At 33.4% G+C, this 19,548-nt stretch carries 14 protein-coding genes; 13 read left to right on the top strand and 1 reads right to left on the bottom strand.

Features of this window, described 5'->3' with window-relative positions; genetic code table 11:
• Window positions 1-16 precede the first annotated feature (16 nt).
• Together IWA51_RS04175 and IWA51_RS04170 are read left to right on the top strand one after the other, a co-directional pair.
• Window positions 17-904 (top strand): hypothetical protein, encoded by an 888-nt coding sequence (locus IWA51_RS04175; RefSeq protein ID WP_177527361.1) that lies wholly within the window; start codon window positions 17-19, stop codon window positions 902-904.
• Between the two features lie 210 nt (window positions 905-1,114).
• Entirely contained in the window at window positions 1,115-1,423 is a 309-nt protein-coding gene (locus IWA51_RS04170) for a hypothetical protein (protein WP_198443348.1), read from the top strand.
• 602 nt (window positions 1,424-2,025) lie between these two features.
• Here IWA51_RS04170 and IWA51_RS12905 read toward each other — a convergent pair.
• Window positions 2,026-2,262 carry a DEAD/DEAH box helicase family protein gene (locus IWA51_RS12905; protein WP_408059022.1) on the bottom strand — a complete coding sequence of 79 codons (237 nt, stop codon included), beginning with the start codon at window positions 2,260-2,262 and terminating at the stop codon, window positions 2,026-2,028.
• 131 nt (window positions 2,263-2,393) lie between these two features.
• On the opposite strand from IWA51_RS12905, the gene IWA51_RS04160 reads away from it, so the two are divergent.
• The 11 genes from IWA51_RS04160 to IWA51_RS04110 are packed head-to-tail and all read left to right on the top strand — an operon-like array spanning window position 2,394 to window position 19,542.
• Entirely contained in the window at window positions 2,394-2,609 is a 216-nt protein-coding gene (locus tag IWA51_RS04160; RefSeq protein ID WP_198443347.1) for a helix-turn-helix domain-containing protein, read from the top strand.
• Between the two features lie 2 nt (window positions 2,610-2,611).
• Window positions 2,612-3,019, top strand: coding sequence for a hypothetical protein (locus IWA51_RS04155; protein WP_198443346.1), 408 nt, complete (start codon window positions 2,612-2,614; stop codon window positions 3,017-3,019).
• A 12-nt stretch (window positions 3,020-3,031) separates the two neighbouring features.
• On the top strand, window positions 3,032-6,709 hold the full coding sequence (locus IWA51_RS04150; RefSeq protein ID WP_198443345.1) for a DUF6079 family protein: 3,678 nt from the start codon (window positions 3,032-3,034) through the stop codon (window positions 6,707-6,709).
• Window positions 6,710-6,722: 13 nt separating this feature from the next.
• Window positions 6,723-7,889: a DUF262 domain-containing protein gene (locus tag IWA51_RS04145; protein ID WP_198443344.1), complete on the top strand. Its 1,167-nt coding sequence runs from the start codon at window positions 6,723-6,725 to the stop codon at window positions 7,887-7,889.
• Window positions 7,886-9,022, top strand: a complete 1,137-nt coding sequence (locus tag IWA51_RS04140; protein WP_198443343.1) for a DUF3696 domain-containing protein — start codon at window positions 7,886-7,888, stop codon at window positions 9,020-9,022. Before IWA51_RS04145 ends, IWA51_RS04140 begins: the two co-directional genes overlap by 4 nt.
• A 9-nt stretch (window positions 9,023-9,031) precedes the next feature.
• Complete coding sequence (locus IWA51_RS04135) at window positions 9,032-9,835, top strand: hypothetical protein (protein ID WP_198443342.1); 804 nt, start codon at window positions 9,032-9,034, stop codon at window positions 9,833-9,835.
• A 13-nt stretch (window positions 9,836-9,848) separates the two neighbouring features.
• Window positions 9,849-12,521, top strand: a complete 2,673-nt coding sequence (locus tag IWA51_RS04130) for a DNA methyltransferase (RefSeq protein ID WP_198443341.1) — start codon at window positions 9,849-9,851, stop codon at window positions 12,519-12,521.
• 21 nt (window positions 12,522-12,542) lie between these two features.
• Window positions 12,543-14,246, top strand: a complete 1,704-nt coding sequence (locus tag IWA51_RS04125) for an AIPR family protein (protein ID WP_198443340.1) — start codon at window positions 12,543-12,545, stop codon at window positions 14,244-14,246.
• A gap of 17 nt (window positions 14,247-14,263) precedes the next feature.
• Entirely contained in the window at window positions 14,264-17,062 is a 2,799-nt protein-coding gene (locus IWA51_RS04120; protein ID WP_198443339.1) for a DEAD/DEAH box helicase, read from the top strand.
• Window positions 17,059-18,822 (top strand): PglZ domain-containing protein, encoded by a 1,764-nt coding sequence (locus IWA51_RS04115; RefSeq protein WP_198443338.1) that lies wholly within the window; start codon window positions 17,059-17,061, stop codon window positions 18,820-18,822. Before IWA51_RS04120 ends, IWA51_RS04115 begins: the two co-directional genes overlap by 4 nt.
• Window positions 18,823-19,542 (top strand): hypothetical protein, encoded by a 720-nt coding sequence (locus IWA51_RS04110; protein ID WP_198443337.1) that lies wholly within the window; start codon window positions 18,823-18,825, stop codon window positions 19,540-19,542.
• Window positions 19,543-19,548 lie beyond the last annotated feature (6 nt).

The following is a 19,548-nucleotide window of genomic DNA, read 5'->3' as shown; positions in this document are numbered from 1 at the left end:
AAATTGGAGAAAAATCATGAATGTAGAACCAAAAAGAAATTACCGCGACACGCTGTTTAAAAAGATTTTCGGGAGCGAAGAAAACAAGCATTATTTACTGCAACTTTACAACGCGTTGAACAATTCAAATTACAAAAACCCGAATGACTTACAACTCACGACAATCGAAAACATAATCTATGTTACGATAAAAAATGATGTTTCATTCTTAATCGAATCTGAAATGACGCTTTATGAGCAGCAGGCAACTTACAACCCGAATATGCCGTTGCGCGGCTTAATGTATTATGCTCAGCTTTATCAGGAATATTTAACAGGCATAAAAAGGAATTTATACAGCACCCGCCTGATAAAAATCCCGAACCCGAATTTCATAGTCTTTTACAACGGCCCAAAAGAAACAGAAGATGAAGTCGAATTCAAACTTTCCAACGCATTTATAACTCCGCAAGAATCGCCAAAATTTGAATGGACAGCAAAAATGTTAAATATTAACAAAAATCACAATGTAGCTCTTCAAAAAAAGTGCGAACCGTTGTATTATTATGTAGAGTTTGCAAACAGAGTTAACAGCAACATAAAGAAAGGGCTTAATGCAAAACAAGCAATGACCGATGCCGTAGATTACGCAATTAAACATAACTTTTACGGCGATTTTTTCAAAAAACAGAAAAGCGAGGTGCTAAATATGAGTTTGACCGAATTTAATCAAGAAGAATACGACAGAGAAAAACACGACGACTGGTTTGAAGAAGGCAAAGCAGAAGGCAGAATTGAAGGTGAAAAATTTGGCATAAAAAAAGGAATTCTTGAAACTGCTAAAAAATTTAAAATTGAAGGTATTCCTGTCTCTGCAATAGCAAAATGTACTGGATTGTCTTTAGCGGAAATTCAAAAGTTATAAAGAACTTTTTCTGAATAAAAGATTCCGAATCAAGTTCGGAATAACGGGGAAATACCAAAATCCAGAATGGCGGGAAAGTCTAACGCTGATTTCGGCAGGCTCAATCGACGCGAATTCTTTAATACAAAAATCAAGCCAAAGAAAAAGTCAGGTTCTTAGGGCGGAGCCTTAAGCCGGGCTAAAAAGAAAGGGCTTAATGCAAAACAAGCAATGACCGACGCCGTAGATTACGCAATTAAACATAACTTTTACGGCGATTTTTTCAAAAAACAGAAAAGCGAGGTGCTAAATATGAGTTTGACCGAATTTAATCAAGAAGAATATGACAGAGAAAAACACGACGACTGGTTTGAAGAAGGCAAAGCAGAAGGCAGAATTGAAGGCAGAATTGAAGGTGAAAAATTTGGCATAAAAAAAGGAATTCTTGAAACTGCTAAAAAATTTAAAATTGAAGGTATTCCTGTCTCTGCAATAGCAAAATGTACTGGATTGTCTTTAGCGGAAATTCAAAAGTTATAAAGAACTTTTTCTGAATAAAAGATTCCGAATCAGGTCCGGAATGACAGGGAAATTCTAACGCTGATTTCAACAGGCTCAATCGACGCGGACAGTTTCTAAATATGCGAGTTTTGAAAAAACTCGATAAGCAACGTAGTTGCGACTTGAGGCAGTCGAAACCACATTAAGAAATATTTTTTTTCAAATTCAGGTGCTTTCTATCGTGCCCCTTAAGGGCGCTCTTTAAAAGCACCTGAAATTTATTTATTTAATTAGAGCTGGCTTTGAACTTCCGCGACTGCGGAAGTTTTTTAATAATTTCCTTACAGAACTAGCCAACGCTAGTTGGCGTTACGAACCACACGCACGCCATTGTAGTAGTCGCGGCTATACGGGTTGAAGTAGTCACGGTAGGAAACAGGGCAGCAGCCGTCGATGTGATACCAAGAACCACCGCGACGCTCGCGGGAGGTAAAATGCGCTATTTAGTCAACACAAAATTTTTACAGGTTTAAGGTGTAAAAAATTATGCAGCCCGTTTCCTTTTCAGTTCATTGTACTGGAAGCATTTATACATTTCATCAGGCACGTTGTAATCCAGGCCTGGGCGACAATTCCTTTTCTCATCGCCTCGGAAAGAGAAAGCTGAGTTTTATAGGCTCCAAAAATTTATTCAAGTTTTTTTTGTCTGGCCGCTGGTCGGTCGCGGTAAGTCCGATTAGAAAGTCCGGCAAAAAATATTGAATCACGCGTTTGTAGGTCGGTGCAACTGCATGGTGTGCCTCATCTGCAACGATGTATGAATATTCGTCCGAGGGAAATTTTCTGTAGTTTCTTGCAAGAAAGGAATATGTTTTTATGTTGATTTTTTGTGTGAGAGCAGGGAGACCAGATTAAGGATGTTCAATATAAAAAAAATATTTGCATTTCGTGATGTTTTTTCACCACAAAAACTCATAAGTGTACTATAATATAGGCTAGAGAAAACACTATGAATGTAGATTATAAGAAGCTATGGAAATTATTGATTGATAAGGATATGAAAAAAACAGACCTGATTCCTGTAGCTGGAATTTCTTCAAATGTTTTAGCAAAGATGAATAAAGGCGAATTTGTCTCTATGGAAAGCATTCAAAAAGTATGTAAGGCCTTGGAATGCGATGTTGGCGATATTTGTGTAGTAAACGAAGTTGAGGAAAAAAAATAGGAATGCGAAACAAGATTTATGTAATAAAGGGAATGCCTCATGAACAGCAAGACCAATGTTGCACTATAGATGTTGGAAAAGTTCTTGCAAATGAATATAAAAAGAATCCATCGGATTTTGAGAAGGAATCAAAGTTTGATGCTTTTTGTTATTTCCGGCAGATAATTGATAGCGTAATAGAACCTGGTAAAACTAGAATAGTCTTTTCGAATTTAGGAATACTTCTTGAAAAAGATTTTGCTCTTGATGTTCCAAGATTCTTTTTAGAATATGCAAAAGATTATCAGGTTTTCGTATTGCAAGGGCCGTTTAATATTGTTGATGGAAATAAACTTGTCTGGAATGTTGATAATCCAGAAAATAAAATTGAATTTGCTCAAGGTGTAATTGAAAACTTGAATCAAGAATAAAAGAGGAAAAATATGAAATACTCTGAACTGATTGAATTTGAACCACTTACAACTGTGATTAAACTTGCAGATGATAGTCAGGCTGAAAAAAGAAAGCATAATGTAGAAACTTATGTTTTTTCTGAGAAGATGGTAAATCTCCTTTCTGGTGTTGTTGTCCCTAACCTGGACACAAGTGGAAAAGTAACTGAACAAAAAGGTATCTCTGTTGTAGGTAGTTTTGGTACCGGTAAATCTCATCTTATGTCTGTTATTTCTTCTGTTGCAGAAGATGCTGACTTCTTACAGTATGTTCATAATGATAAAATTAAACAGGATTTTGAAGCTTTTGCCGGAAAATATAAAGTTCTTCGCTTTGAAGTTGGAACTACAAAACCTCTTTATGAACTTGTTTGCTATCGCATAGAAAACTTCCTTAATTCAATTAATGTAGATTTCCATTTTGATCCTGATTCTAAAGATACATACAAAGAGCAGCTGCAGCAGATGATGGCTGCATTTGAAGAAGTTTACCCGGATAAATATCTTCTTATTGTTATTGATGAGCTTTTGGAATATTTGCGCAGCCGAAGTGCTATGGAAGTAAACGGCGACCTTATGACATTACGCCAAATGGGTGAAATGTGTGATGGCTCTCGTTTTAAAGTAATCTATGGTGTTCAGGAACAGCTTTATCGTGATCCAATGCTTGCGCCAGCTGCTGATACATTAAATAAAGTACAGGCTCGTTTTGATGAAGTTCTTATCACAAAAGAAGATGTTGCATTCGTTGTAAAGAATCGTCTTTTGAAAAAGACACCTGAGCAGAAACAAAGAATCCGTGAGCACTTAAATAAATTCTCACACCTCTTTGATGGACTTAATACAAATCTTAATGATTATGTAGAATTGTTCCCGGTTCATCCAAGTTATATTGCAACTTTCCAGCAGATAAAACATGGAAAAGACAAGCGTGAAATTTTAAAGATTTTGAGTTATCGCTTTGAAGATATGGCAAATCAGACCGTACCGGAAGACAATCCTGGACTTATTACTTATGACAGTTACTTTGAAGATTTGAAAAAAGATTCTTCTATGCTTTCAATTGCAGACGTTGCTGCAATTAATGACAAAATAGAAATCATTGATGAAAAAGTTAAAAATTATTTTACATCAAAACCTGCTCTTAAAAGTAAAATGCCATTAGCCTACCGAATTGCAAATGCATTAGCTATCCGTGCATTGTGTGATGATTTGGATAAACATCTTGGTGCAAATGCTTTTACATTAAAAGAAGACCTGTGTTATACAATCATGGGAATTGATGAACCGGACTTCTTGCAAGATACAATTGCAACTACAGCAAATAATCTTATTACTGCAACACAAGGACAGTATGTTGTAAAAGATGAAGAGTCAGAAGATTTTTATATCCGTACTGAAGGCGGCATAAATGTTGAACAGATTGTAAAAGACTATGCCGAATACATCAAAAAAGATTTAGCATATATAGACCAGAGCTTCTTTAATTTATTGAAGTTCCTGCTTGGTATTGAGGCAAATCCTTATAGAACTGGCTTTAATATTTGGGATTATTCAATCGAATGGAAATCTACAAAGTCTTTCCGCTTAGGTTATATCTTCTTTGGTAATCCTAATGAGCGTTCAACAACAGAACCAATTCAGGAATTCTATATGTACTTCTGTCCGCTGTTCTCTCAGCTAGATAGAACCGATTTGGATGATGAAGTTTATTTTGATTTCTCTAATTTTGATGAAACATTTAAAAATGAAGTTTGCTTGTACGCTTCTAGTATGGCCAAATTGAATGATGCTTCATCAGATAAAAAGAAATTATTCCAGGACCAGGCAGACCAGCATCGCAACCGTGTGAGAGATCTTTTTAACAAGAATTTTGCAGATAAGATGAATGTAATCTACAAAGGAAAATCTGCTCCTCTTAGAAGTTACCAGCTTCCACAGGAAGGCTGCAGTAAGCTCAGCCTTTTTAGTGCTGTAACATCTACAATCCTTGATGAAAAGTTCAATTCAAAATTCCCTGAATACCCTCAGTTTAAGGATTTGCTCAGTGCAAATACACCTGAAAATTTGAATGCTCGTGTTAAGAGCGCTCTTACAAAAATTGTAAAATACAATGTTCAAAACCGTGATGGACAGGCTATTCTCTCTGGATTAGGCTTAGCCGGTGGAACTTCAATTGATATTCAAAATTCTAAATATGCTGATTCAATCAAGAAGATGCTTACAGACCGCGGACCAGGAAAAGTATTGAATCGTGAAGATGTGATTTATACGCATTATCAGGCACTGAATCAGTACTATTCTTGCGATTATAAACTTGAATATCAGCTAGAGTTTGTTGTATTGGCAGCTCTTGTTTTCAATGGTGATATTGAAATTACATGGAATGGAGACCTAACACTTACTGCAAGTAATATTGCAGAAAAGCTTCTTACTCTTGATGAGGATAAGTTCTATTTATTCAATACAATTAAAACTCCATCTGGTTTACCAATTAAACCGCTTAAGAAACTTTTCAGTTGTTTAGGTTTGCCGGATTTAACATCTAGTTTAAAAGAACAATCAACATTCTCTAGCCTTGCAAAAAATCTTACAACTTATAGTGACAACGTAGTAAAGACAATTTCATACTTAACAGATGGAATCCGCTGTAACGGAATTGCGTTAATTGATGATTCCACAACAACTGATTACGCTGCTAAGCTCCATAATTTAATTAATGTATTAGATACTGTTCGTAATCTTGATACCTTTGGAAAACTTAAAGGATTTAAATATACAGAAGAAGAATTAGATGAGGCATTTAAAGCTTACCAGTATTGCGAGCTTGTATCTAACCTTAAAGAAAAAGCAGATAAGTTTGAAGGACTTATTAAATACATGACTCAAGCAAAGAGTTATGTTGTGGAAAGTGAAAAACCGCTTTACGACAATATGGAAAATGCCATAGCAGAACTCTCTGAAAAATTACAGGCAGATAATAAAGTTCAAAAGCAGTATGAGTCATTACTTAATAGCTTGATCGATTCTTATGCTGATTATTATCTTACCCAGTATACAAAATATCGCTTGAACTATACTGATGCCCAGAAGCGAGATGGTATCTTGAACAGTGATACAAGACAGATTTGTGAAGTATTAAAAGACATTTCTATCTTGAACAAAACTGACTTTGAAAACTGGCGTAATACAATTACAAGTCTGAAACCTGCTGAAGCTGAAGTTACAAAGGATAAAATTAAAGAAAATCCTTATCAAGACTTTAATCCGCGTGAAAATTACGACAAGCCATCTTACACTGTAAAACAGTTAGAAGAACAACTGGACTCAATTTATACAAAATGGGAAGATGCAATTAAGGCAACATTCAATGATCCAGGAATAGACCAGAACTTGAATATGCTTACTGGTGACCAGAAAACACTTGCAATTAACTTTAAGAAAGGTTCTGCAAAAATTACACCAGATAATTGCAACATGATGAGAGATATTATTAATAATCTTTCAAATGGTTTTGAAAAAGTTGAATTAACAAATGCTGACTTTGCAAGTGTATTCAATAAACCGATGAATATTGATGAAGCAAAGAATGCTTTCAATCAATTTATTGAAACTCAGTGCGCTGGCAAGGAACGCGGAAAAATTCGTATTATTTTGAGTGGAAAATAAGGAGGCTTTTTTAATGTCAGAAGATAATGAATTGAAACAAGAAGAAATGGAACAAACTCAGTTAGATTCTTTAGAATTTGATAAAGATGAAAAAGAATATGACTCTAAAGGACCTGAAATTAAAGAACCTTATGATCCTGATAAAGTTGATATTATTCCAAATACAATGACAATTCGTTTATTGTTAGACAGAATTGAACATGATGAAATAGATTTAAATCCAGATTTTCAAAGAAAGTCTGGATTGTGGGATGAAACAAAGAAAAGTCGACTAATAGAATCAATGCTTATAAAAATTCCTCTTCCTGTTTTTTATTTTGATAGCAGGATTGATGAAAAATGGACTATTGTTGATGGCTTACAAAGAATAACAACATTAAATGAATTTATAGTCAAAAAAAGTTTAAGACTTACAAATTTAGAATATCTAAATGAATTTCAAGATTACTCTTATGACGATTTACCAAGAAATATGCAAAGAAGAATACAAGAATGCCAAATTCAGGCTTATTGTATTCGTAAAGGAACTCCAGATGATGTTACAATAAGTATTTTTAAAAGAATTAATACTGGTGGCCTCGTTTTAAGTTTGGCAGAAATAAGAAACTGTATATTTCATGGAATCGCAGGAAATTTAGTCAAAGATATGGCTAATTTAGATTCTTTTAAAGAAGCTACAAGATATAGAATTTCTCCAGAAAGAATGGCCGATCGGGATTTAGCCACACGATTTACAGCGTTTTATGTTCTTGGTTACGAAACTTATGACGGAAATATGGATTTATATCTTGAAAAAGGATTAACAAAAGTAAAGAAAGAATATTCAAATGAAAAAGTAAAAGAATTACTTTCAATTTTCGATAGAACAATGAAATGTTGTAAAAATGTTTTTGGTAATTATGCATTCAGAAAAAAGATATTATATACTGACGTCGAAAAATATGGCCCTCTTAATAAATCTTTATTTGAATGTGTATCAAGTTGTTTTGGTTTATTAACATCAGAAGAACAAGACTTGATTGTAAAAAATAAAGAAGATTTTTTTGCTGATTATAAAAAACTTTTTGATTCTCCATTTTATTGGGCAATTAATAGTGCTACAGGATTAATCGACCATGTAAGAATGAGACATCAAGAATTAACTAACCTTTTAAACAATAAATTAAGGAGTTATAAATGATAAATTTTATTAGAATTGAGAATTTTAAATCATTAAGAAATGTTGCCTTAAACCTTAAAAATTTAAATCTATTTATGGGATTAAATAGTATGGGGAAATCTTCTGTAATACAGTCCCTACTTATGTTACGACAAAGTTATATTCGCGATAATTCTATAAAAAATTTATATATAAATAACGAACTGGTTTCTCTTGGTAACTCTAAAGATGTCTTTTATCAAGACGCAGATCCTGATGACTCTATAAAATACACACTTGAAAATAATACATCTTCATTTAGTGTAAAATATAAATATAAAGAAGATGTAGATGTTTTGAGTGGAGATATTTTATCTGCAAAAAATGAAAAGAATTTGGCTTTATTCACAAAAAGTTTCCATTATCTTGCAGCAGATCACATTTCACCTGCTAAAACATATAACGCAGCTAACGCAGCTAATAATATTTATAATCAGTTAGGAAACAACGGAGAGAATGCTCCTTATTATTTGGCCAAACTTAGCGGTAAAAAATTATTAAACACAAAACTTCATCATAATAAAGCTAAATCAAATCTTATTGCACATGAATTAGACGCATGGATGAGTGAAATTTCTCCAGGTGCAACAATTTTATCTGAAGAAATATCAGAACTTGGTATTGTAAAAATGTCGATAGAATTTGAAAAAAAATATGAGACAACACTGAAGAGCGGAGAAAAAAAGATTACGAGTGAATTTACAAATCCATATTCGCCTGTAAATGTTGGTTTTGGTATTCCTTATGTTCTTCCACTTATTTTAACACTTTTAATTAGTCAACCAGGGGATTTAGTTCTTATTGAAAATCCAGAATCTCATTTACATCCTCGTGGACAGGCAGAACTTGGGAAACTTATTGCTTTAGCTTCTCAAAGTGGGGTGCAAATAATTTGTGAAACACATAGTGATCATATAATTAATGGAATCCGAGTTGCAGTAAAAGAAAATAATATTGATTCTAACAAAGTTCGTTTATTCTATTTTGACAAGAATGAAACAACAAAACTTGAAACAGAAGTTACACCTATCAATGTAGATAAAAATGGTGAGTTGGATAGTTATCCTACAGGTCTTTTGGATGAGTGGGGAAATCTCATGGCAAAATTGTTTTAGGTGGTAAATATGCAGAACGAGATTTTCTTTAATGAATTATGTCTACAAGATAAGCCTGCAAACTATGAAGTTTTGAGTAATCTTAGAGCTTGTTATCAGCGACTAAAATCAGAAAATTTTTCTGTATGCAGATTAAGTTCAGATATAAAAACTGAAATACTTGATTATTTAAAAAAAATACCAGGTGTTTCAATTCCTGTCATAACAAATTTTTTCTTCTCATTTTTTCATGAACCTTTTGAAAAAACAAATATGCCTGAAGAGATAGAAGAAAAATTTATACAACATGAATTGTACTTTGAAAATCAAAAAACAGAAGGATTTCAATGGGCTTATACCTACGATACTCTAGCTTTTAGTCTTTTAACAAATGAAAAATGGAATTGTGATACTATTTCTGCTGTTGATAAATCAGATAATGATAAGAATATAGTGATACATCACGCTTCTACAATTGTAAATATAAATAGTCAACAAATATGGATTGATTCTCTTAAACAAATTGTCTTATTAAAAACAAATACTCCAATTGATAAAAAACAATTTCATGTCAGAGATGACCATGGAACTGATGTGTTAAAAGACTTCTGGAATAAACTGAAAAACTGCGAATATGTTGAATCTTGCATAAATTCTCTTCCATTTAATAGTTTTGATAAAGAATTAATAAGAGATGTAAAACCTAATGGACAAATTGAATTAGTTCTTTATTGGACAGATAAAGGTTTAGGTATGGTAATTCAAACTACTGGCAGAAATTATCGCGAAACAAAGAAGATTTCAGACATTATAGCAGAAAAATATTCAAAGTAGGAGCATCACACATATGTCATCACTTTTCACCGACGAAGACTTAACAAATCTCGAAATAAACAACACCGATAACACACCCGTAACCGTTCTCGGAAAATCCTTTGCCAACGACAATGAACGCCGCCAATATTTCCGTGAAGAGCTTCGCAAAAAGCTGCCGGAACTCAAAAGACTGGAAGGCTACCCAATCGGAGAAGACGACGACATCATAAATCTTTCTGACCCGCCGTATTACACTGCCTGCCCGAACCCATGGCTTAAAGATTTTGTAGCTGAATGGGAAAAGGAAAAAGAATCTCCAGAATTCAAGAAACTCCGCAAAAATGATTTTGAAGTGAAAGACCCCTATGCAAGCGACGTGAGCGAGGGAAAAAACAACCCGATTTACAACGCCCACTCATATCATACAAAAGTGCCTCACCCTGCAATTATGCGCTACATTCTGCATTACACACAGCCGGGCGACATTGTGCTTGACGGATTTGCGGGAACTGGAATGACCGGCGTTGCGGCTCAGATGTGCGGAAAGTGCGACATTGACTTGAAGAACAAGATTGAAAACGAGTTTGAAAATCTTGAATACAAAAAGCCTGTCTGGGGAGCGCGGCATGCGGTTTTGGGAGACCTTAGCCCTATTGCCTCGTTTATCGCATACAATTACAACACTCCGGTAAATGCAAAACGCTTTGAACTTGAAGCAAAAAAAATTCTTGCGGAAGTGGAAAAAGAATGTGGCTGGATGTATGAAACCCGCCACACAGACGGAAGCATTGGAAAGATTAATTATGTTGTTTGGAGCGATGTTTTTATTTGTCCAGATTGCGGCGGAGAGATTGTTTTTTATGATGCCGCTGTTGATATGTCTATTCCAAAAGTAAAAGAAGAATTTTCCTGTCCAAACTGTGGAGCAAAACACACAAAAAAACAGGTTTCAAAAGCTATGCAGACTGTTTTTGATAAGGCAACGAACAAGACAATTCAGCAATCGAAAACAGTGCCAGTTCTCATTCAGTATGTTGATAAAAAAGGCAAAAGACATGAAAAGAAGCCTGATGAATTTGATTTTGACTTGATAAAGAAAATTGAAAATTCTGATATTCCATACTGGTATCCAAAAGATGAAATGTGTGAAGGTAGAGAGGCTCATAGAAATGACAAAGACGGAATAACAAATGTTCATCAATTTTATACAAAACGAAATCTTTGGATACTTTCATCAATTCGCGATAGGATAAATGATAAAAACAAAGTTTTAAATGTATTTGATTCAATTGATACATTTCTTACATCAAAATTAGTCCGATATAATCAAGGAAAAAGAGGAAATGGAAATCTAGCAGGAACTTTATATGTTCCGTCGTTAATTGCTGAATCGAATGTATTTAAATTATTTGTAGGAAAACTTAATGATTTTATTAAAGCCTATGAAAAACTAGGAGCGAAAAATCTTACCTTGATATCATCTGCTGAAAATTTTAATATCTCTGATAATTCAATCGATTATATTTTTACAGATCCACCGTTTGGTGCAAATATTAATTATTCTGAATTAAATTTTATTCAGGAAGCATGGCTCAAAGTAAAAACAAACAATAAAGAAGAAGCCATTGAAAGTGGTAGTCAAAATAAAGGTCTTTTTGAATATCAAAATATAATGCAAAAATGTTTTGCAGAGTTTTACCGCGTATTAAAACCGGGACATTGGATTACAATAGAGTTTTCAAATACAGCTGCATCTGTATGGAATTCAATTCAGCTTGGACTTAATAGAGTTGGTTTTGTAATTGCAAATGTATCGTCTCTTGATAAACAGCAAGGAAGTTTTAAGGCTGTCACAACACCTACCGCCGTAAAACAAGACCTTGTTATCAGCTGTTACAAACCGTCAGAAACATTCACAAAACAGTTTATGATTCAGGATTCGCGAGCAAATACCTGGAGCTTTGTTTCAGAGCATCTTGAACACTTGCCGATTCCAGCCGTAAAAGACGAGCGGACAACAAGCGTAATTGAGCGCAGCCCGAAAGTTCTTTACGACCGCCTTATCACATATTTCTTTATGCGCGGTCTCCCGGTTCCTCTTGATGCGGCAGACTTTCAAGAAGGTTTGCGCAATCGCTACATTCAAGAAGACGGCATGATATTTACATCTGCACAACTGAATCAATATCACGAGCTCAAGAAAAAGCACAACATTACAGATCAACCAAGCTTGTTCGTTTCAATCATTGAAAGCGAGAATGACGCAATACAATGGATTAAAGAGAAACTTGAAGCAGGTCCGCTCAAATACCAGGATATCCAGCCTGATTATCGAAAAGCCTACACGATCAACCGAAAAGGCGAAGTTGAGGTTGAGCTAAAAGACGTGCTTGAAGAAAACTTCATTCAAGAATCTGACGGTTCCTGGCGTATTCCGGATATGAACGAGCAGAAAGACCGCGACGCACTCCGTACAAAAGCCCTGCTCAAAATTTGGGAAGATTATTGTGCTCAGGTTGAGTCCGGTAAAGTAAAGAAACTTAAAGATGTTCGTCTTGAAGCAGTTAAAGCAGGTTTTAAAGATAGTTACCAGAAAAAAGACTTCAAGCGGATTGTCACAATCGGTGACAAGATTCCAGAGAATCTTCTTACAGAAGATGAGACCTTGTTGAACTATTATGATATTGCATCAAGTAAGGTGTAAATAAATATAGGGGAATCTAAAATGACAAATATTAATGACTTTAAAATTCTTAACGAAAAATGTCTTCATTATTTCGAATTATTTGAAAAAGATTTGGATAAAGATTTATCGAGTATTTCGGATATTCAAAAAGCACGTTTTGGATTTTATTTTTTAATGCTTAGTAATCTGTGCGATTTAAAAGATATATCGGATATAACACCTCTGATTACAGATATGGATTTTAATTCAACTGTTTTCAATGTTAGAAATGAAGATTGCGGTGTTGATGCCATATTTTTTGATGAGGAAAATAATGTTATTAATATTTTCAATTTCAAATACAGGGAAAAATTTGATAAAGATAGACAACAGAGTGTCAATGAATCATTTATTACAACAAAATTTATACAGGCAATACAAAATGAAAAAACAAACACTTTAAAAGGTATGCTTAAAGATTATGCAGATAAAATAATTGTAAAATATAATGGAAAGGACGTGTGGAAATTAAAATTTTATATCGTGAGTAATGAATCAAAAGAATTGTCTACTAAAATATCGGAATTTTCAAATCTTGAAGAACTATATGATTTAGAAATTATTACTATTGGACTTGAAAAGATTTCACAAATGATAACATTGCGTCCTTCTGCAATAAATGCGGTTTTACATGTTGATAGTGATGCTTTGCTTCCTTTTTCTGAAGATAATATCTCTTCATCTAAATCTTATATTATAAGAATTACTGCAAATGAATTATTACGAATAACTTGCAACAATCAAGAATATAGGAATGATTATTCAATGGAAGATTATTCTCTACTAAATAATACAAGTATGGATTTTGGTGTTTTATTTGATAATGTAAGAGGTTTTATTGCTAAATCAAAATTTAATAAGAATATGGCTGCGACATTAGAAAAAGAGCCTTCCAAATTCTTTATGTATAATAATGGATTAACTTTAACAGCGGAAGATGTAATTTCAATACCAACAAATGGTGGTAAAAAGTTTAAACTTACAATTAATAATTTTCAAATTGTAAATGGTGGACAAACTTTAAGGACAATCCATGATTTTAAACAGTTAGATAATCGGAATATAGAAAACTATTTATCAAATTGTCAACTTTTGCTTAGAATTTTTAAAACTTCGCAAGAGATTAACACAAAAAACAAGATTGCAGAATATACTAATAGTCAAAATAAAATATCAATTATCGATTTGAAATCTCTAGCAAATGAACAGATACAAATAGAACAGTATTTATCAGAAAAGGGGATACAATATAGTAGAAAATCTGGCGACATAGGAAATACTTCTTCTAAGTACTCAAAACAGATAAGTATGGAACGTCTTGGCCAAATTCTGTTCTCAAATTTTGGATTTCCAGAAAAAGCTTCAAATCAAAAAAAGGCTATATTTGAAAAATACTATGATGATTTGTTTGTAAAAAATTTTGACATAACAAAACTTGATGTTCTCATTGATTCATTTTTTGAAATTAGAAAAGCCTATAAAAAATTAGAGCAGTATGATTATTCTGACCAAAAAAATTTTTACATTTTGTTCTTAAAAACTCTGAATAATGCACTTTTAGATACAAACGAAAAAATGATAAAATTCTTTGAAACGGCATTGTCAAAATTTAAGACTCCTGATGGCAGAGCAGATTCAAGAAAATTAATAATGACGAGTTTTAAAGAGAAATTAAAAGGGGATTTCCTTAATTATTCAGAATAAACAATAAAGAAAATATTATGCAGTACAATAATCAGCCAGTCGAAATTATTTCCTCGAAAACTGTATTCGGTAAATCAATTACAAAAATCCGGATTCTCGCAACCGGGCAAACAATAGATGTACGTACAGAAGAAATTACTGATGAAACACCAGAAGTAAGTTTGCAGAACTTACAGTACAGAGCTATGGCCGCCCGCATAAAAAACGAGATGGCAAGCCAGTCGATTCTTTCTCCTTATGAAAGCAACGTAATTCCGCTACCACATCAAATCCTTGCACTTGAAAAAGTTATGAATGGTGCCTATTGCCGTTATCTGCTTGCAGATGAAGTTGGTATGGGAAAAACAATTGAAGCTGGTCTTTGTCTTAAAGAATTAAAACTTAGAGGCATTGTAAAAAGAACTTTGATTGTTGTTCCTCTTTCTGCAATGATACAGTGGCAGTCTGAATTAAAAAAACATTTTAATGAAAAGTTCCATATTTATGATTCTGAGTTTATTGGCTCTATGGCTAAAACATTTGGTAGACTAGATGCTGATAACGACATAAATATCTGGCAGCAGAATAATCAGATAATTGTTTCTATGGATTCTTTGAGACCGCTTGAATCTCGCCGTGGCTGGAGCAAAGAAAAAATAGACGCATATAATAAATATAGAATTGAAAGTGTTATTAATGCTGACTTTGATTTGTTAATTATAGATGAATGTCATAAAGTCGGCGGGAGCGATGAGAATGTTGGACGTTTTCAGATGGCAAAAGAACTGTGTTCTGCCATACCTAATGTACTGCTTCTTTCCGCTACACCACACCGCGGAAAGTCTGACCACTTCCGCCGTATTATGAAGCTTTTAAATAATGATGCATTTAGTGGTGAAGCAAAACCTACACTTGAAGAACTTGAGCCTTATGTTGTTAGAACTGAAAAACGTCAGGCAATAGACTATTCAGGGAAACCGCTTTTTAATAAAAGACGAACTGAGAAGCTTATTGCTCAATATGATGATTCAAAAAACAAACTTCAACAGGCTCTTTATGATTCTGTAACTGAATATGTAAAAAAAGGATTTGATTTAGCAACGAAAACTAAAAATACATCTTATGTTTTTGTCATGGTTTTATTCCAGAGAATGATGTCATCATCTACACAGGCAATTTTTGATGCAATTGAAAAACGTGCAAACAGACTTGAAACTGAAAAAAATCTGGCTTTAACACATGAGAATATGGCTCAGAAAATTTTGGAAGAAGATTCAGACGCTCAGCTTAGTTTAGACTTTGAAGAAAAAATAAATGAACAGATTCAAAACACAGCTGCAGCATATGAAACTGAGCTAACTGAATTAAAAGATTTACTTTCAGAAGCAAAACACTGTAAGGCCAATGAAGTTGATGTAAAATTTGAGTACCTTTTGCGTAGACTTGATGAACTTAAAAAAGCAGAAAATAATATGGACTTGAAGTTCATTATCTTTACCGAATTTACTTCTACTCAAAATATGCTTTGCCAGGAGCTGTCTAATCGTGGCGGTTATACATCTGTTGCAATTAATGGTTCTATGGATGCAGATGAACGTGGCGAGGCTCTTAAGAAATTCAAGGATAAAGTTCAGATTCTTGTTTCTACTGATGCTGCCGGTGAATCTTTGAACATGCAGTTTGCACATATTGTAATTAATTACGATGTACCATGGAATCCGATGATGATTGAACAGCGTATTGGTCGTGTTGACCGTATTGGACAGAGCCATGAAGTTCTTGCAATTAACATGATGATTGATAATTCTATCGACAGCCGTGTTTATGAAGTTATTGAAACCAAGCTTAATATAATTCTTGCAGAAATGGGAATTGATAAAACAAATGATGTTTTGGATAGCACTCTTGAAATCAATACTGTAAATAAACTTTACAGAACTTCTTTGCTTGATCCAAGTAATTTTGAATATGAAAGTACAGAATGGCTTAGTGGTATTAAAGAAAAACTTGCAGACTACAAAGTTACTGAAAAACAGCTGCCTACAACAAAAGATGGCAGCATTAATCTTACTGAAACTGAAAAGATAAAGCATAGTCCTATTCCTGTTTGGCTTAGAAAATTGTGCGAAGCATATTTCTTTGATAGAAATATAAAATATGAATTAACCTTTGACGGCTTGGCTGTGAACTTATTTAAGGATGAACCACCAAAATATTATACTTTTGATACAAAGGTTAGTTTGGATAATCCAGTACCAGAACTTCTTACTATTCAAAGTGATTTAATTCAAAAAATGCTTACTGAGGCAGTTCCTGTAAATGAGAATGTGGCTGTTCCTGTGATTAAAGTACCGCAAGAAGGAAACGCTGCCGGAACATTTATGTTATGGAATATTTCTGCCCATAACGCTTATGAAAAACAAAGCAAAGTGGTACCGATTTTTATATCATCTGAAAATCAATACTTTGCTCCATATTCACAGGCCTTATGGACAAAGCTTAGTATGGGTGAACTTGGTGCTAAGGTTGATGGACAGGATAATAATTCAAAAGAATTGTTCGAAAGGTTGCAGCCTACTGCAGAAGAACATTTGCAGTCCGTTTATTCTTCTATGGAAAGTGAAATAAATGCTCATTCTGTTACAATGAGAGAAAACAGAGAAAAGGCATTTAATTTCCAGATTCAACAAGCAGAGCGAATTGGCATTGAGCAGATTAAAAATTATAGAGTTCGTAAGTATAAGTCTGAATATGATACTTGGATTTCAAACTATGAAACTGACAAACAGGTTATTCCAGAACTTGAATGTCTTATGATGTTGAAGGTGACTGTATGAGCAGATGGTTTGAAACAATAATACAGAAGGTTACGCCGTCTACAAATAAACCTATAATTGTAATTGATTCTCAAAAATATCTGGAAATTACAGAAGTTCAAGATAGATTAATACAGGAAGATTACAAAGTTAATTTTGTTGAACCTGGCATACAAGTTCGTATGAAATATGAACTTGAAGTAAAAGGCAGAAAAAAAACAATTCTTGTTATCACTGGTAAATATCCTCTAGTTGATGATATGAAGGAATCTGCCTTTGTTGTTGATCTAAAACCGAAGGATATATTTAGAAACTTTGATGAGAATGCAATTAGTGGCCTTAGTTTTAATGCTCTTTCTACAATAGATTCTCTTAGCATCTTTAATGAATTATCTTACGAAGAAACAATTCAATTCATGTTGGAAAATTTATATGGAATAGATTTCCAGGCATGGAAACTGAATAAATCAAAGGAACGCTGCCTTGCAATTTTGATTTCTGTTTATACAAATAATGAAAAACCAAACAAAGCAATTAATGATTTTTTGGAAAATATTGGTAAACCTTATTTTGGAACTAAAGTTAAAGACTTTTCAGATAAACAAAAACTCTTGGAATTTATAAATGCATTGAAAAGCGAAGAAATTAATTTTGAAAATCCTATGCTTGCAAAAGAAATTGCAAATTTAAAGATTACTGGTTCAATTGAAAATAATATTGAATCAAAACAGGAAAAAGACTTACAGAAATTAATAAACGAACTTTTTGAATTCCTTACTGAACGAATTAAAACTATCGGAGACCAGTATAAGGATTGGTTTGAAATTGCTCCAAAATTAGGTGAATTGGGGTATGCGATTTTTGAACTAAATAACAAAGAATATTTTGATAAATACAATGAAATTTTAAATACCATAAATAATCGTTTCCAGTTTTTTGTAAACAATCATTATGATTCTTTGTTCTCGATGAGCGGCCTCAGACATCCGATTACCATTGATAAGGTTCAGGATTATATAGCCGCCAGTACAAAAAATAACAAGATTGCTTTTATTGTAATTGATGGAATGAATTACTGGCAATGGACTTTATTAAAACATTATCTTGAAAACGAAAAACTTAATGTTGAGGAAAAAACAACTTTATCATGGCTTCCAAGCATTACAGCTTGGGCCAGACAGTCAATTTTTGCCGGAAAGAAACCAGATCTTACTATTACTAATAGAACTGAAGGAGACTTGTTTAAGAAGTATTGGATTGAAAAACATCAAAAGCAGACATATCAAGTTTCTTATGAAGTAGTAAAGAACAACGAAAAAATAAAGGTTCCTTCTTCTGACGTAACAGTAGCAGGTTTTGTTACAAACGGCCTTGATGAATTGATGCATGGAAATATTCTGGGATATGAGCAGCTTTTTATAAATACAAAACTTTGGATTGAAAAATCTTGTATTTGCGATGCTGTAAAAGAACTACGAAATGCCGGATATGAAGTTTATATTTCTACTGACCATGGAAATATTGAAGCTGAACTGAATCTAAAACTTACAGCCGGTCAGAAAACTGTGATGCTTTCTAAGAGTAAAAGATTCGTTCAGTTTGATACAGAAGAACAGGCTATTACTTTTATTGAAAACAACAAAGAATATCGTTTAGGAAAGAAAGATAAATCTGTATATTTTAGAGATACAAATGGATTTGGTTCTTCTGGAGAAAAAGTTATAACACATGGCGGAAGCCATATTCTTGAATTATTGATACCAGTGGGAGTAATTAAATAAATGACAGAAAAAAAGAAAATCATAGGAAACGAACAGCCAATTCCTGTTGATATAATGATTGACTCTATTATTGAATATCTTGAAACAAAAGATATTGATAAGGAGGGCTTACTTCTTAAGGTAAAAGAGCAAAGCTCCAGCTCCGGTGATAATCGAGCAAAGAAAGCTGCAAATGCAATTTACTCTGTAATTACAAAATCAAGCGCATTAAACAGGGCCATAGTTAAGAACTTTACACCAGAAAGTTTTTATAAGCTTTCTGAGGCTGATAAAAATGTAATCGTTATGTCGCTTGTTTGTCTACGTTTTCCATTTACTTATGATTTGTTGTTTGCATTTTCAAAATTATTGAATATTCAAGATTTGGTAAACAAACAATATATCAATGAGAAAATGGCTTCGATGTATGGTTCTAATTTGAGTTTGGAACATGGAATTGAAGCAGCTTTGAAGACTGCAATAGATTGTAAATTTATTACAAGAGATAAACCGGGGCTTTTTTCTAAAGGAACTAATATCGTTACGACAAGTTTTGCAAAAGAGGCTTGGATTGCTACATTCTTTGAATTGAATGGAAAGAAGTCACTTTCTATAAATGATTTGTATTATGAACCTGTAATGTCTTATTTATCTGATTTGAAAATTGACTGGAAGAATACTAAAATCTTAGAGACTGTGCAGGATTATTCTAATCAGGTTGTGATTTGTAAGTTGAAATGAGGTTTT

Origin of the sequence: Treponema peruense, from assembly GCF_016117655.1 — a bacterium.
Classification (GTDB): Bacteria; Spirochaetota; Spirochaetia; order Treponematales; family Treponemataceae; genus Treponema_D; species Treponema_D peruense.
This window is presented reverse-complemented; position numbering and strand designations above follow the sequence as displayed.

Bases quoted from the DNA above. Each gene is read 5' to 3' on its own strand.
- IWA51_RS04175 (WP_177527361.1), top strand. From the start codon at position 17: ATGAATGTAGAACCAAAAAGAAATTACCGCGACACGCTGTTTAAAAAG.
- IWA51_RS04170 (WP_198443348.1), top strand. From the start codon at position 1,115: ATGACCGACGCCGTAGATTACGCAATTAAACATAACTTTTACGGCGAT.
- IWA51_RS04160 (WP_198443347.1), top strand. From the start codon at position 2,394: ATGAATGTAGATTATAAGAAGCTATGGAAATTATTGATTGATAAGGAT.
- IWA51_RS04155 (WP_198443346.1), top strand. From the start codon at position 2,612: ATGCGAAACAAGATTTATGTAATAAAGGGAATGCCTCATGAACAGCAA.
- IWA51_RS04150 (WP_198443345.1), top strand. From the start codon at position 3,032: ATGAAATACTCTGAACTGATTGAATTTGAACCACTTACAACTGTGATT.
- IWA51_RS04145 (WP_198443344.1), top strand. From the start codon at position 6,723: ATGTCAGAAGATAATGAATTGAAACAAGAAGAAATGGAACAAACTCAG.
- IWA51_RS04140 (WP_198443343.1), top strand. From the start codon at position 7,886: ATGATAAATTTTATTAGAATTGAGAATTTTAAATCATTAAGAAATGTT.
- IWA51_RS04135 (WP_198443342.1), top strand. From the start codon at position 9,032: ATGCAGAACGAGATTTTCTTTAATGAATTATGTCTACAAGATAAGCCT.
- IWA51_RS04130 (WP_198443341.1), top strand. From the start codon at position 9,849: ATGTCATCACTTTTCACCGACGAAGACTTAACAAATCTCGAAATAAAC.
- IWA51_RS04125 (WP_198443340.1), top strand. From the start codon at position 12,543: ATGACAAATATTAATGACTTTAAAATTCTTAACGAAAAATGTCTTCAT.
- IWA51_RS04120 (WP_198443339.1), top strand. From the start codon at position 14,264: ATGCAGTACAATAATCAGCCAGTCGAAATTATTTCCTCGAAAACTGTA.
- IWA51_RS04115 (WP_198443338.1), top strand. From the start codon at position 17,059: ATGAGCAGATGGTTTGAAACAATAATACAGAAGGTTACGCCGTCTACA.
- IWA51_RS04110 (WP_198443337.1), top strand. From the start codon at position 18,823: ATGACAGAAAAAAAGAAAATCATAGGAAACGAACAGCCAATTCCTGTT.